Annotated in this window: 14 protein-coding genes; 1 reads left to right on the forward strand and 13 read right to left on the reverse strand. The window is 63.2% G+C overall.

Going from position 1 to position 13,957, the window contains the following annotated elements; translation table 11 throughout:
* Nucleotides 1–40: 40 nt before the first annotated feature.
* On the forward strand, nucleotides 41–562 hold the full coding sequence (gene orn / locus H7A19_07605) for an oligoribonuclease (GenBank protein ID MCP5474696.1): 522 nt from the start codon (nucleotides 41–43) through the stop codon (nucleotides 560–562).
* A 566-nt stretch (nucleotides 563–1,128) separates the two neighbouring features.
* Here the strand turns inward: orn and H7A19_07610 are convergent.
* From H7A19_07610 to yajC, 13 genes are all read right to left on the reverse strand, one after another.
* Nucleotides 1,129–1,827 (reverse strand): response regulator, encoded by a 699-nt coding sequence (locus tag H7A19_07610; GenBank protein ID MCP5474697.1) that lies wholly within the window; start codon nucleotides 1,825–1,827, stop codon nucleotides 1,129–1,131.
* Nucleotides 1,824–3,344 carry a HAMP domain-containing protein gene (locus H7A19_07615; protein MCP5474698.1) on the reverse strand — a complete coding sequence of 507 codons (1,521 nt, stop codon included), beginning with the start codon at nucleotides 3,342–3,344 and terminating at the stop codon, nucleotides 1,824–1,826. The genes H7A19_07610 and H7A19_07615 overlap by 4 nt, the downstream gene beginning before the upstream one ends.
* Nucleotides 3,345–3,471: 127 nt before the next feature.
* A complete protein-coding gene (gene ptsP, locus H7A19_07620; GenBank protein MCP5474699.1) occupies nucleotides 3,472–5,199 on the reverse strand; it encodes a phosphoenolpyruvate--protein phosphotransferase in 1,728 nt (575 codons plus the stop codon).
* A gap of 128 nt (nucleotides 5,200–5,327) precedes the next feature.
* Nucleotides 5,328–5,597 (reverse strand): HPr family phosphocarrier protein, encoded by a 270-nt coding sequence (locus H7A19_07625; protein MCP5474700.1) that lies wholly within the window; start codon nucleotides 5,595–5,597, stop codon nucleotides 5,328–5,330.
* Nucleotides 5,590–5,979 carry a PTS fructose IIA subunit family protein gene (locus tag H7A19_07630; protein MCP5474701.1) on the reverse strand — a complete coding sequence of 130 codons (390 nt, stop codon included), beginning with the start codon at nucleotides 5,977–5,979 and terminating at the stop codon, nucleotides 5,590–5,592. The genes H7A19_07625 and H7A19_07630 overlap by 8 nt, the downstream gene beginning before the upstream one ends.
* Nucleotides 5,980–5,989: 10 nt before the next feature.
* Nucleotides 5,990–6,880, reverse strand: a complete 891-nt coding sequence (rapZ, locus tag H7A19_07635; GenBank protein ID MCP5474702.1) for an RNase adapter RapZ — start codon at nucleotides 6,878–6,880, stop codon at nucleotides 5,990–5,992.
* Nucleotides 6,874–7,827 carry an HPr(Ser) kinase/phosphatase gene (gene hprK / locus H7A19_07640; protein MCP5474703.1) on the reverse strand — a complete coding sequence of 318 codons (954 nt, stop codon included), beginning with the start codon at nucleotides 7,825–7,827 and terminating at the stop codon, nucleotides 6,874–6,876. Before hprK ends, rapZ begins: the two co-directional genes overlap by 7 nt.
* Before the next feature lie 29 nt (nucleotides 7,828–7,856).
* Nucleotides 7,857–8,327, reverse strand: a complete 471-nt coding sequence (locus H7A19_07645) for a PTS sugar transporter subunit IIA (GenBank protein ID MCP5474704.1) — start codon at nucleotides 8,325–8,327, stop codon at nucleotides 7,857–7,859.
* 9 nt (nucleotides 8,328–8,336) lie between these two features.
* The gene (raiA, locus tag H7A19_07650; GenBank protein ID MCP5474705.1) at nucleotides 8,337–8,654 is read right to left on the reverse strand and encodes a ribosome-associated translation inhibitor RaiA; all 318 of its coding nucleotides are present in this window, start codon (nucleotides 8,652–8,654) and stop codon (nucleotides 8,337–8,339) included.
* A 113-nt stretch (nucleotides 8,655–8,767) separates the two neighbouring features.
* Nucleotides 8,768–10,216 carry an RNA polymerase factor sigma-54 gene (locus tag H7A19_07655; GenBank protein ID MCP5474706.1) on the reverse strand — a complete coding sequence of 483 codons (1,449 nt, stop codon included), beginning with the start codon at nucleotides 10,214–10,216 and terminating at the stop codon, nucleotides 8,768–8,770.
* Nucleotides 10,217–10,706: 490 nt separating this feature from the next.
* The gene (gene secF / locus H7A19_07660) at nucleotides 10,707–11,657 is read right to left on the reverse strand and encodes a protein translocase subunit SecF (protein MCP5474707.1); all 951 of its coding nucleotides are present in this window, start codon (nucleotides 11,655–11,657) and stop codon (nucleotides 10,707–10,709) included.
* Nucleotides 11,658–11,683: 26 nt separating this feature from the next.
* Nucleotides 11,684–13,540 (reverse strand): protein translocase subunit SecD, encoded by a 1,857-nt coding sequence (secD, locus tag H7A19_07665; protein ID MCP5474708.1) that lies wholly within the window; start codon nucleotides 13,538–13,540, stop codon nucleotides 11,684–11,686.
* Between the two features lie 56 nt (nucleotides 13,541–13,596).
* Nucleotides 13,597–13,923, reverse strand: coding sequence for a preprotein translocase subunit YajC (gene yajC, locus H7A19_07670; GenBank protein MCP5474709.1), 327 nt, complete (start codon nucleotides 13,921–13,923; stop codon nucleotides 13,597–13,599).
* Between the last annotated feature and the right edge of the window lie 34 nt (nucleotides 13,924–13,957).

The following is a 13,957-nucleotide window of genomic DNA, read 5'->3' on the forward strand; positions in this document are numbered from 1 at the left end:
GCAGATCCAAGCGGACCACCTGATCTGGATCGACCTGGAAATGACCGGGCTGGATACCGATCGCGACGGCATCCTCGAGATCGCCACGCTGGTCACGGACAAGCAACTGAACGAACTGGCAGAAGGGCCGGTGCTGGCGATTGCCACGCCGCTGGAACGCCTGCAGGCCATGGACGACTGGAATCGCAACCAGCACGGCAAGAGCGGCTTGTGGCAGCGCGCGCTGGACTCCACCGTCACGCTCGCCGAGGCCGAAGCGCAGACGCTGGCCTTCTTGCGCCAGTGGCTGCCCGAGCGCGCATCCCCGATGTGCGGTAATTCAATCTGCCAGGACCGCCGCTTCCTGCACCGGGAAATGCCGCAGCTGGAGCAATTCTTCCACTACCGCAATCTGGACGTCAGCTCGATCAAGGAGCTGGCCAAACGCTGGGCACCCCAGATCATGAGTGGTTTCCAGAAGTCCGGCGCCCATCTGGCCATGTCCGACATCCGCGATTCCATCGCCGAGTTGCGTCATTACCGCCAGTTCATGGGGGAGCTGGGTGGGAATGTGGTTTTGTAGGTCACGCTGAACGCGCAGCGGTCTACGTGACGCGCGGCCTTCAGACCTCGTAGCCCGATGTGCGGCGCAGCCGCTCACCCGGGCTTTTGGCACCGCGCTCCCGAACCGCGCTGCACGCCGCAGAGCCGTCACGTAGACCCTTCGGGTCAAGGTGAACTACCTCCAATCGTCAAATCAACAAACAACAAACCGCTCTGAAGATCAGGGTTCTGGCTTGATGCAGGAAAGGCGTCCAGACGAGTCTGGACCTACAGAAGCCGGGTGCCCTTCTCCGCGCCCTCCGCGTCTCCGCGTGAGCCCGCTCTCACCAAACATGCCGCAAGTACCTGAATCAAAATATTTTCCGCGAAGGACGCAAAGTAGAGCGATTCCAAGTTGTCAGCCGGTTGTATCGTCAGAGATCGCCGCTCAGCCGACCAAGCTTTGAAATCTTCGCGTCCTTTGCGTCCTTTGCGGACAAAAATGAAACCCTGAGATCGCCGACAGTTTGATGCGCGAATAAGCGCACCGCCAGTGGCGACCGGGACTCCTACCAACAACCGACAACCAACAACCAACAACCGCTCTCAGAGCTCGGGCTCATACTTGTAGCCCACGCCGTAGATGGACTTGATCGGGTCGCTGCCGGCTTCCATGTCCTCGAACTTGCGCCGGAGGTTCTTGATGTGGCTGTCCACGGTGCGGTCCGACACCACGCGGTGATCCATGTAGAGATGCTCCAGCAACTGCGCGCGCGACATGACGTGCCCGGGTCGTTGCACCAGGGCCTTGAGCAGGCGGAATTCCACCGGCGTCAGATCGAGCTTGCGCCCGCGCCAGCGCGCCTCGAAGCGGTCCTCGTCCAGATCGAGTCCGCTCCGGGCACTGTTTCCGGCGGCGCGCTGCCAATCGTGACTGCGCCGCAACAAGGCCCGGGCTCGGGCCAGCACTTCCCTCGGGCTGAAAGGCTTGCAGACATAGTCATCGGCACCCAACTCCAGTCCCAGCAGCCGATCGATCTCCTCCACCCGGGCGGTGATCATGATGACTGGCACCGTGGAAAACTGTCGCAGCTCCTTGCAGATCGTGAGGCCGTCGGTGCCCGGCAGCATCAGATCGAGCAACAGCAGATCCGGCGGATTCAGGCGCAAGGCCGGCAGGGCATCGTCGCCGTGTTCGATCAGCTCAACCACAGCGCCGTCGGCCAGCAGATAGTCGCGAAGCACGGCGGCCAACTTGGGCTCGTCTTCCACGATGAGTACGCGCTTGCCGTGAATCTGAGTCATGACTGCGGCCATAGAATGTGAATGGCAACACCACCCAGCGCCGACGACTCGGCATGGATGCTGGCACCGTGGGCATCGACAATACGCCGGGCGATGGCCAGGCCCAGGCCGGCGCCGCCGGCCGCCCGCGAGCGCGAAGCATCGACGCGATAGAGCGGATCGAACATCAGTTGCAGGGCCTCGGCCGATACACCAGGCGCCGAATCCTCCCAGCACAGCCGCCAATGGCCATCGCTCTGCCGCAGAGATACTCTCACCCGGCCGCCACGATCGGTGTAGCGACAGCTGTTCGCCGCCAGATTGGCCCAGAGCTGCGCCAGGCGGCCGCCATCACCGCGCACCGGCGCGGACTCGGGCAATTCCGACTCCAGGGTCAAGCCCGCCTGGGTGAAAGCCGACTGCTGTGACTGCAAGGCCTGGCGCAGCAGGTCGGCAAGATCGACTGACTCAAAGCGATAGGCCAGCGCTCCGGCATCGGCCAGCGACAGCTGATAGAGATCATCGACCAGCCGCGACAGGCGCTCGGCCTCCGCCGACAGCGACTTCAGGGCCTCGCGATTGACCGGGCGCACGCCGTCTTCCAGGGCATCGAGTTCCGCACGCATCACGGCAATCGGGGTGCGCAATTCGTGGCTGATTTCCGCGGTCCAGCGCTGACGGGCGTTGCGGTTCTGCGCCAGCGCCTCGGCCATGGCGTTGAAATCCCGAGCCAGTTCGCCGATCTCGTCACTGCGATCCATGGACACCCGCGCCGCATAGTCACCACCCGCAATGCGCTGGGCGCTATCGGCCATACCACGCAAGGGCTCAGCCAGGCGCCGCGCAAAGACCATCGAAGCCAGTGATGCCAGCAGCAGCACCAGCAAGGCCGTCACCACGCCGCTGCGCAATTGCGCCTGGGCGAAATCCAGATCGAAGCTGCTTTCCAGCCTGGGCAGGGGTTGATACGCCAGCACGCCGACCTGCTGTTCGTCGACATGAATGGGCAGCAGCACCGAGCCCGGCCAGCGCTGGGGCGGGCCGATCACGGCAGCATTCTGAGCATCGTAGAGCCCGTAACGCGCGACCAGGTCGGCGCCACCGCCGGGACCACGCCCCGGCGGTGGTGGCGGCCGCTCGGGCGGCGGCCGCCGACCCGGCCCTGGACGCTGTCGATCTTCCGGGCCGAAGCCGCGCTCACGGCCCGGCGGTGGACCAGCGCCGCCCGGGCCCCAACGCCCGCCCTCGGGCGGACCTAGGGGTAGCCCGTCTTCCTGCCGCGGCGGCGGTGGCCCGTCCATTCGCGACTCGAGGTTGTCAGGATCAAACAGCTGCCGGAACCGCCGCGGATTACGACGCAGCCGCTCCCATCCACCCTGATCACGGTATTCGGCCGCCAGTGCCGGAATCAGGGCCTCGGCTCGGTCCCGGTTCAATTGGTTGACATAGCCCAGCAAGCCGCTCTGAAAGCTGCGCTGCTGGACCCACAGCAATGCCGACAGGGCGAGCAGAACCGCCACCGCAGTCAAGGCAAACATTCGCTGCCAGAGTCTGATTCGTAGCATGAGTGCAGACGCATTGATCAACGCGCAAACTAACGCGAATGCACGAGGCTCACCACGGCTTTGCCGCGAATCCTCGGATTCTCCACAATCTCACGCCACCCTAGCGCGCCTGCCGCAGTATCTCGGCGACATCCTCGGGTAGCCCGGCATCCAGGATGCGCCGCTTGAGGTTCAACAGCGGCTTGCGCTGGAGCCTCGACAGGGTCTCTTTCAGTTCGAGGATGCCACGCGGGTGCAGGCTGAAATCGCACAGGCCCAGCGCCAGCAGCAGTGCCGTGAAGCGGGTATCGCCGGCCATCTCCCCGCACAGGGTCACTGGCTTGCCGAGCGCGTTGGAGGTGTCGATGACGGCGCTGATCAAGCGCAGCACCGAGGGATGCAAGGGCTGGTACCAACGCGAGACGGCCTGGTTGCCACGGTCGATGGCCAGTGTGTACTGGATCAGGTCATTGGTGCCGATCGACACGAAATCGAGGATCTCGACCATCCGGGGTGCCGCGATCGCCGCCGCCGGGACTTCGATCATACCACCCACCGGCACATGGTCCTGGTAGCGGATGCCGGCGGCGCTCAGTTCCTCCTCGACCTCCCGGATCAGCGCCCGCGCCTGCAAGGCGTCTCCGGGTCCGCCGAGCATCGGCAGCAGCATGTTCACCGGCCCGTAGATGGCCGCACGCAGAATCGCCCGCACCTGGGTCTTGAACAACTCCGGAAACTTCAGACTCAGGCGGATGCCACGCAAGCCCAGCGCCGGATTCGGTTCATCGTGATCCTGTCCCAGCGGCAGTTGCTTGTCGGCGCCTATATCCAGCGTGCGCAAGGTCAGCGGATGCGCATCCATGCGTTTGACGGCCTCGACATAGGCCAGATATTGCTCTTCCTCTTCCGGTGGCGTCTGCCGGTTGAGATAGAGAAATTCGGTGCGGAACAGGCCGATACCGGCAGCGCCGTGCTTCAGCGCCAGATCCAGATCCTTGGGCTGCTCGGCATTGGCCCACAGGCGGATGGCCTGTCCATCACCGGTCAAGGATGCCGCGCCGGCCAGACGCAGCAACTGGGTGGCGCGCCGCTTCAGCTCGTACTGGCGCTCGCGGTAGCGGGTCAGACGTTCGCCATCGGGGTCGATCAGGGCAAAGCCACGGTCGCCGTCAACAATCAGCAACTGGCCTTCATGCACCATCTGCCGGGCGCCGCGCACGCCGACCACACAGGGCACGCCCAGTGAGCGCGCCAGAATCGAGCTGTGCGAGAGCTGACCACCGGTTTCGATGATGAAGGCCGCCAGACCGCGTTCGGCCAGTCCGCTGAGCTCGGCCGGCTCGATGTCGTCAGCGACGATGACGGTGTCATCGAGCGCGTCCTCGTCGGCAAACAGGCTGCGCACCGAGCGATTGGCCAGGGCCGCCTGGATGCGCTTGACCACCTGATCAACATCATCGCGGCGGGCGCGGAAATAGTCGTCCTGCATCTGCTCGAATGCCGCAAACAGCTGGTCGCGGGCCTGTTTCAGGCCCCATTCGGCGTTGCAGGCCCGGGCCCGGATGAACTCCACCGGTGCCTCGACCAGGGCATCGTCCTCGAGCATCATCAGATGCGTACCGATGAAGTCCCGGACTTCGCTGGCCACCTGCGCACCGAGGCGCTCAGCCACCACCGTCAGCTCCACCCGCGCCGCAGCGACAGCCGCCCGGTAACGGTCGATCTCGGCACCAACGTGATCCGGATCGAGCGTGTATTCGGGAATCTCGATGCCGCCGCTTTCGAGCACGCGGGCGCGGCCGATGCCGATGCCCCGGGAAGCGCCCTGCCCGCTCAGGATCAGGGCCATGGCGATCTCCAGCTCGGAGCAGCCAGCGTAGCCCAGACCTTGGCAACGACACAGGCATCACCGATGCGGTCGCTGCTGCGCCGCAGGTCGAAGGTCGCTGCTGGAGCACCTGCGCTGTTCAATGCCTGTCAGTCCGGTTCGTCAAAGCGGCGCTCGAACAGATCGATCACCGCAGCCAGTGCTGCTTCCTCATCATCGCCGTGGGCGCGTACCGCTACTGTGACACCTTTTGCCGCCGCGAGCATCATCACCCCGAGGATGCTCTGGGCGTTGACTTCACGGCCGCGGCAGATCAGCGATACCTTGGAGGCGTAGCGCCCGCTCAGCTGGACCAGCTTGGCGGCTGCACGCGCATGCAGCCCCAGGCGATTGCTCACTACCAGTTCGTGTTCAACCATCGATCACCACTCCCGATCGGCCACCATCGCGGGCCACCTCGGCCAGTTCCTGCAAACCCTTTTCCGGATAGGTGAGCACCCGCAGCAACATCGGCAGATTCAGTCCTGCCACACGCAACAGCGTGCGACCTGGTTCGTGCTCGGCGGCCAGGTTGAACGGCGTGGCGCCGTAAATGTCGGCCAAGACCAGCACCCCCTGTCCCTCGTCCAGATCACGCAATTCCTGGCGCAGGGTTCGCGTGCAGATCACGCCATCGCCCACGTCCCAGGGTACCTCGAACACGCCGACCTTGAGGGGCATGACGCGGATCACCCGACGCGCAGCCGCCAGCATGCAGCTGGCGATGCCCTCATGCGTCACCAACAGCACGCCCACGCTCAAGCGGAAGCCCTCATGCCAACTCGCGGTGAAAACACAACACTTCGCCGCCGAGCTCCCGGAATCGCTCCTGCAGCCGTTCGGCGATGTACACCGACCGATGGCGGCCGCCGGTGCAGCCGATCGCAATCGTCAGATAGCTGCGCTCGGAGGGATCGAAGCGCGGCAGCCAGCGCTTCAGGAAGCGCTCGACGTCATCGATGAACTCACCCACTTCGGGACGGGCCTCGAAAAACTCGCCGACGGCAGCGTCGCGACCGGACAAGGGCCGCAGGCGCGGTTCCCAGTGCGGGTTCGGCAAGGCCCGGGCATCGAACAGGAAATCGGCCTCGTTGGGCACGCCGCGCTTGAAGGCAAAGGACTCGAACATCAGGGATACGCCACTCGCGCTGATTCCCAGCGACTCCAGTATCCGCCGCCGCAGCTGATAGACATTCAATTCGCTGGTGTCGATTTCAGCATCGGCAATCTGCTTGACCGGCTTCAGGACCACACGCTCGCGGGCGATGGCATCGCTGAGCGACATGCCCTCGCAACCCAGGGGATGCCTGCGTCGGGTCTCGCTGAAGCGTTTCAGCAGCACCTCGTCACGGGCATCCAGGAACACCAGAAAGGGCGGCAGCCCCAGCTCTGCCAGTTGCGAGAAGGCCCGAGGCAGTTCGCCGGGGTCGCCACCGGCGGTGCGCGCATCGATACCCACCGCCACGCGCGGATATCGCGCTTCACCGGCGCCCAGCGCATGTTCGGCCAGCGCCGGCAGCAGGCTCGCCGGCAGATTGTCGATGCAATAGAAACCCAGATCCTCCAGCGTGCGCAGTGCCACGCTCTTGCCCGAACCGGAAGTACCGCTGACCACCGCAAGGCGCACCTTGCCGGCCGATGGTGATGTCGGGTGCTCTACCATGTCCGCTGCCGCTTCATCGTGTGTGCCTGACGATCGACAAAAGTCTGGGCCGCGTCGATCCCCTTGCTCTTCAGCACATGGTTGCGTACCGCCGCTTCCACCAGCACTGCCAGGTTGCGGCCCGCGGCCACCGGCAGCACCAGACGCGGCACATCCACCTCGAAGACCTTGATGCTGCTGACGTCACCGTACAAGCGCTTCATCGCATCGTGCTCGCCGTCGTCGACCGTGGGACCGAGGTGCACGATCAGACGCAGGTACTTGTTGCGCTTGACCGCGGTGTCGCCAAACATCTCGCGCACATTGAGCACGCCGAGGCCGCGGACCTCCAGGCAATCGCGCAGGATCTCCGGGCAGGTGCCATCGATGACATCCGGCGCCACCAGCGTGAACTCGGGCGCATCGTCGGCCACCAGGCGATGCCCGCGCGTGATCAGTTCCAGGGCCAGCTCGCTCTTGCCGGCACCGGCGTCGCCGGTGATCAGTACGCCGATGGAATAGACCTCCAGGAACACGCCGTGCAAGGTGGTCTGCGGCGCCAGTGAGCGTGCCAGATGGTATTGCAGATAGGTCAGTACATCGTGGCCGCGCTTGCCGGTGCGCCAGATCGGAATCCGTGATCGCCGGGCTGAGCGCAGCACATCGTCCGGCGGCTCCAGCCCCCGCGCGAACACCAGTGCCGCCGGCTGCAGCTTCATCATCCGCTGCACATTGGTGCGTCGGGCGGTCACGCCGAGCGCATCCAGGAAAGCCAGTTCCTCGGCACCCAGAATCTGGATCTTGTTGGGGTGAATCAGGTTCAGATAGCCCACCAGCGAGGGCCGGCGCTGCTTGCCTTCGGCAATCTCGATCTTGCGATCGGCGCCCACCGACTTGCCGACCCAGTTCAGCTCAAGCCGCGCGCTGACATCGTCAAACAGCTCCTGCGCAGTCAATGAACGCGTCATGGGCGAATTCCGGGCCGGGGCCTTATGACTCAAACCGTGCTGAACTGCAAGGTGCGCTCGCTCAGGCGTTCGAACAGCTGCTGCGAATCGGTGGCCGAGCGCAACTCCTCGCACACTTCCGGGTGACTGAACAACTCGGCCACCTGCGCCAGCAGTGCCAGATGCTGATCGGTGAAATGTTCCGGCACCACCAGCGCCAGCAGCAAATCGACCGCCTCGCCATCCGGCGCATCGAAGTCGATGCCATCCTTCAGCCGCACGAAGGCGGCTGTCGGCTGGATATCGCTGGCGACGCGTCCATGCGGAATGGCCACACCCTGCCCCAGACCGGTGGAGCCCAGATGCTCGCGCGCAATCAGCGCTTCGAAAATGGAACGCTGCACGCCAGCATCATGGTCGGCCGACAGCAGATCGGCCAGTTGTTCCAGCAGCCGCTTCTTGCTGCTGACGCGCAGATCCGCAACAACCCGATCTCGGGCCAGGATATCAATGAGTTGCATGGTCAGTGATCAGAGGTCAAATCCATCGGCCACGGTGCTGCGGTGTTCGCTGACCCGCTCCTTGTGACGAACCAGTTGCCGGTCAAGCTTGTCGACCAGTCCATCGATCGCAGCGTAAGCATCCTGTCCTTCCGCCTTGGCAAACACGGTCTTGCCTCGCAGATTGACCGTGGCCTCGGCATATTGGGCCAGTTTTTCCGTCCCCATGATGACGTGCATGTCGATCACTTTCTCGAAAGGCTCCACCAGACGAAGCATCTTGCTCTGCGCGTAGCTCTTGAGCGCGTCGGTGATGTCCAACTGATGGCCGGAGATGGTGAGGTTCATGGATAGACTCCTCTGCAGATGAGCGGTTTCAGGGACGAAACCGCGGAGGCATGCGCCAGGGCCCGGGCTGGGGTCCCTGTGATCCGAAATCGCCTGGATGCCATGGACTCATGTCAGCCTGACCGCACACGTTCGTTGGATGAGGGAATACGCAGGGCTTCACGATACTTGGCGACGGTACGTCGCGCCACCAGAATGCCACGCCGTTTCAATAATTCCGAAATGCTGCTGTCAGACAAAGGCTTCTGCGGCGGTTCGTCCTCGATGAGCTTCTTGATCATGGCCTGAATCGCGGTACTGGAGGCTTCTCCGCCATCGCGGGTGGCCACATGGCTGGAGAAGAAATACTTGAACTCGAATGTACCGCGCGGCGTGTGCATGTACTTGCGCGTGGTCACACGGCTGACGGTGGATTCATGCATGCCGATCTCCTCGGCCACCTCCCGCAGAACCAGGGGCCGCATCGCCTCAGGACCGCGCTCGAGAAAAGCTTCCTGTCGATCGACAATCACGCGTGCCACCTTGAGCACGGTCTGATCGCGCTGTTCCAGGCTCTTCAGCAACCAGCGAGCTTCCTGCAACTGGCCTTTCAGGGCCGTGCCTTCGTCGCGACCGCACTGGCGCAACAGATTGGCGTAGTGATCGTTCACCCGAAGTTTGGGCGCGGCGCCCGGATTCAGCCCCACCTCCCAGCGACCGCGCAGCTTCTGCACATACACATCGGGCACCACATGTTCGGCGGTCATCGCCGAAAACCGTGAACCGGGCTTGGGTGAGAGCGAGCGAATCAGCGAGATCGCCGCCTCCAGTTGCGCCTCCGAGACGTCCAGATCCCGCGCCAGACGGCCACGGTCCTGTCTCGCCAGCACCTCCAGATGCGTCGCCACCAGACGCAGGGCCAGCGTCTGTGCAGGATGATCCTCGTACTGATGCAACTGCACCGACAGGCACTCACGCAAGTCGCGGCTGGCGACGCCCACCGGATCCAGCTGCTGCACAAAATGCCGCACCGCCGCCACTTCATCGGCACCTACGCGATGCTCCGGCGCCACGGCCGCGATCAGCGCCTCGTCTGGCTCGGTCAGATAGCCATCGTCGTCCAGCCCCTCGACGATGGCGTGAGCGATCGCCAGATCACAGGGGCTGAGGTGCGACAGGTGCAGCTGCCACAGCAGGTGATCGCCGAGATCTGGCACTGCAGCGAAACGCGAATCACCCTGGCCGTCGTCGTCGTGGTCGTTGCGCGAGCCCGAGGCGTATTCGGGCATTTCGAAGTCGGCCTGATCACGCCAGTCTTCCTCGGCCGCGGCCTCGGCGGCGGATTCGGGGCTGTCGCTGTCCGCGGAACTCTCGGCCGGGGCCGCCTCAAATTCAGCGGCGCCTTCCGATTCGTTGCCTCCACCCTCGACATCGTCCCATTCCAGCATGGGATTGCTCTCGATGGCTTGCGACAGCTCGGTTTGCAGTTCCAGCGTCGACAGGGTCAGTAGTCGGATCGCCTGCTTCAGCTGCGGGGTCAACGTCAGCTGTTGGCCGATACGGAGTTGGAGACTTGGCTTCATGCTCTTAGTCTGCGTGCCGCGCGCAGCGGATGCCAGTGGTTGGAGTCCAAAACGTCCGTTTTTGATGCGTCATTGCGAGCCCTCTCTATCGGCCCGATGCTGCCCACGGGCCATGAACCACAAGCTGTTTGTAGGAGCGACCTCGCGTCGCGACCGGCCGACCTCACGTCCGCAGCAGCGGTCGCGCCACAAGGGCGCTCCTACAGGTGGATGAATCCGGCGCTGCGCTCACGCGGACGGCAAATCAATAAATTACGACATGGGTTCATGGAGAGGAGGGCAGCGACCAAGCAATCCAGTGCCCTTGAACCAGAGCGACTGGATTGCTTCCCCCGGATCAAGTCCGGGCTCGCAATGACGCCGGTTCAGGGCCCATGGGCGATGTCAGGACTGGCTCATCGCGACGTCGATGGCGCCGCAAGGACGCTCCGACTGCAACAAAGAAAATGGCGCCACGCAGGCGCCATTTTCAGTCCCGTCAGCTCTGGCGTCAGGGACGCAAAGCCAGCGCCGGATCTTCCTTCTTGACCACCTGCAGGTCGCTCTTGGTGACACCCAGCCACAACAGGATCGGGTTGCAGAAGAAGATAGACGACAGCGTGCCGATGAACACGCCGAAGATCACGGTGATGGCAAAGCCTTCCACCGCCGGACCACCGATCAGATAAAGCGAGAACAGCGCGAAGAAGGTGGTCAGTCCGGTGATGAACGTACGCGACAGCGTGTTGTTCACCGCCTTGTTGATGGTTTCTTCCGGCGGCAGCTTGCGTGCACTGCGGAAAATTTCACGCACGCGGTCAAACACCACCACCTTGTCGTTGATCGAGTAACCGGCCACGGTCAACAAGCCCGCCAGCACGGTCAGATCGAAGTTCAAGCCCAGCAAGCAGACGAAACCCAGACTGATGATGACGTCATGAACTTCACCGGCGATGGCGGCCAAGCCAAAGCGCCATTCGAAACGCATGGCCACGTACAACATGATGGTCAGGATGACAAAAACGACCGCGATGACGCCGCTTTCCGTCAGTTCTTCACCCACCTGCGGCCCGACGAATTCGCTGCGCTTGACGGTGGCTTCGAGCCCGGCGTCATTCAGGGCCTTGCCCACCGATTCCGCCATCTCGCGCTGACGGTCGGCATTGGCCTCACCCTTGGCAATGGGCGGCAGGCGCATGGCGGCTTCCCGGGCGCCGCCGATGCTCTGCACGGTGAAGTTCACGAAACCGGCCTGATCCAGCGCCGAGCGCACCTTGTCGATTTCCACCGGTTGCGCAAACTCGGCTTCGACCAGCGTGCCGCCCGTGAAATCCAGCGCCAGATTCAGGCCGCGCACGCCGAGCAGCACGATCGAGGCGATGAAGAGGAACGCGGAAATCGCCACCGCCACATTGCGCCAACGCATGAACTGGATGTTGGCATTCGGATTGAAAAATTCCATGTTGAGCTCCTGGTGTCGTTCGCGGATCAGACCGAGATCGACGAGACTTTGCGGCGGTTGCCGTAGATCAGCGACATGATCATCTGGGTCACCATGACGGCGCTGAACATCGAGGTCAGGATGCCGGTCAGCAGCGTGACAGCGAAGCCCTTCACCGGACCGGCGCCGAAGGCAAACATCGCCACCGCCGCAAACAGGGTGGTCAAATTGGCGTCCAGAATCGTGCCCCAGGCCTTCTCATAGCCGGCACGCAGCGAGTTGACCGGTGAATTGCCCGAGCGGATTTCCTCGCGGATACGTTCGGCAATCAACACGTTGGCGTCGACCGCCATGCCCAGGGTCAACACGATACCGGCGATACCCGGCATGGTCAGCGTCGCGCCCAGCGCACTCAACACTGCCAACAGCAGCAGCAGATTCACCATTAGCCCGACGACCGCAACCACACCTACCAGCCGATAGTAGATGACCACGAACACGCAGATCAGGACAAAACCGATGACGGTGGCCTCCATGCCGCGCTTGATGTTGTCGGCACCCAGGCTCGGACCAATGATGCGTTCTTCGATGATGTCCACCGGTACGGCCAAGGAACCGGCGCGGAGCAGCAGGGCGAGATCCTTGGCATAGGTGGAGCTTTCGAGCCCAGTGGTCTGGAACTGATTGCTGAAGACGCCGCGAATGGTGGCGACGCTGATGACGGTCTGGGTTTCCTTGGAAGATCGAACCTCCTTGCCATCGACCATCTTGAACTCGGGGATGCGCTCGATGTAGACCACCGCCATTGGTCGGCCGACGTTCTCGCTGGTGAAGTCCAGCATGCGCGAGCCGCCGACACTGTCGAGGCGCACGGAAACCATCGGTGTGCCGCTCTGCTGATCGTAGCCGCTGGTGGCATCGACCAGCTGGTCGCCGGTGGCGATGACTTCCTTCTTCAACAGCACCGGACGGCCGTTCTTCTCGTAGTAGAGCTTGGAATCGGGCGGTACGCGGCCGGTGGTGGCGGCTTCCTCGGCGTTGGCCGTGTCATTGACCGCGCGATACTCCAGCGTTGCCGTGGCACCGAGGATCTTCTTGGCTGCGGCCGTGTCCTGCACGCCGGGCAGCTGCACGACGATACGGGTCTGGCCCTGCTGGGCAATGATCGGCTCGGCCACACCCAATTCGCTGACGCGATTGCGCAAGGTGGTGACGTTCTGCTCGATCGTGTGCTTCTGCGCCTCGGCAATCTTCTCGGGCTTGATCCGTGCCAGCAACAAGGTATCGGAGCTGACCGCTTCTTCCACGAGCAAGTCGGGCGACTTCTCGGCCAGCTCGGTCAGCGCCTTGTCACGATCGGCATTGGTGATCAGTTGAATGGAGAGGCCATCACGGGTCGGCGTGACGCTGCGATAGGCGATCTTGGCCGTCCGCAGGATCTGGTAGACCTCGGTAACGTAACGCTCTTCCAGCTTGGTGCGTGCTGCCACCTGATCCACTTCCATCAGGAAGTGCACGCCACCCTGCAGGTCCAGGCCCTTGGTGACCGGGCGCGCATGGATCGCGCTCAGCCAGCCCGGCACGGTAGAGGCCAGATTCAGGGCCACGATGTAGTTCTGACCCAGATCTTCCTTCAAGGCTGTTGATGCCTTGAGCTGCAGGTCGGCATCGTCAAAACGCACCATCAGGCGATCTTCGGTGCGCTTGACGCCGAAGTAGGGAATTTCCTTGCCCTTGAGCGTGCCTTCGACACGGCCTTCGAGCGCGGCGTCGATGGTCGCACCGCGGCTGGCGGAAATCTGGATGGCCGGTTGCTCAGGAAAAGCGTTGGGCAGCGAATACAGGGCCGCCAGTACGATCAGCACGACCACCAGGCCGAGCTTCCACTTAGGATATTCGAACATCGATCACCCCGATCGAGGCTACAGAAACGTAGGGATGGTTAGGAACCTGGCAGAGCTCAGGCGGATTTGTAGGTGCCCTTGGGCAAGACCGCGCCGAGCGCGTGCTTCTGCACCTTGATGCGCACACCCTGAGCGACTTCCAGGGTCACGAAACTGTCGCCAACCTCTTCGATACGACCGAGAACGCCGCCGGTGGTGACGATTTCATCGCCGCGGCCTAGCGCCTCGACCATCTTCTTGTGGTCGGCCATGCGCTTCTGTTGCGGGCGAATCAGAAGAAAATAGAAGATGGCGAAGAACACCAGCAACATGATGAGACTGGGCCACATGCTGGGCTGTTGCCCGGCGGCCTGCGCGTACGCGGGGGAGATCAAGAAATCCATGAAGTCCTGCTCGTTGGCGATGATGGGGCGCGAC

It is taken from the genome of Rhodanobacteraceae bacterium, from assembly GCA_024234055.1.
GTDB lineage: Bacteria > Pseudomonadota > Gammaproteobacteria > Xanthomonadales > SZUA-5 > JADKFD01.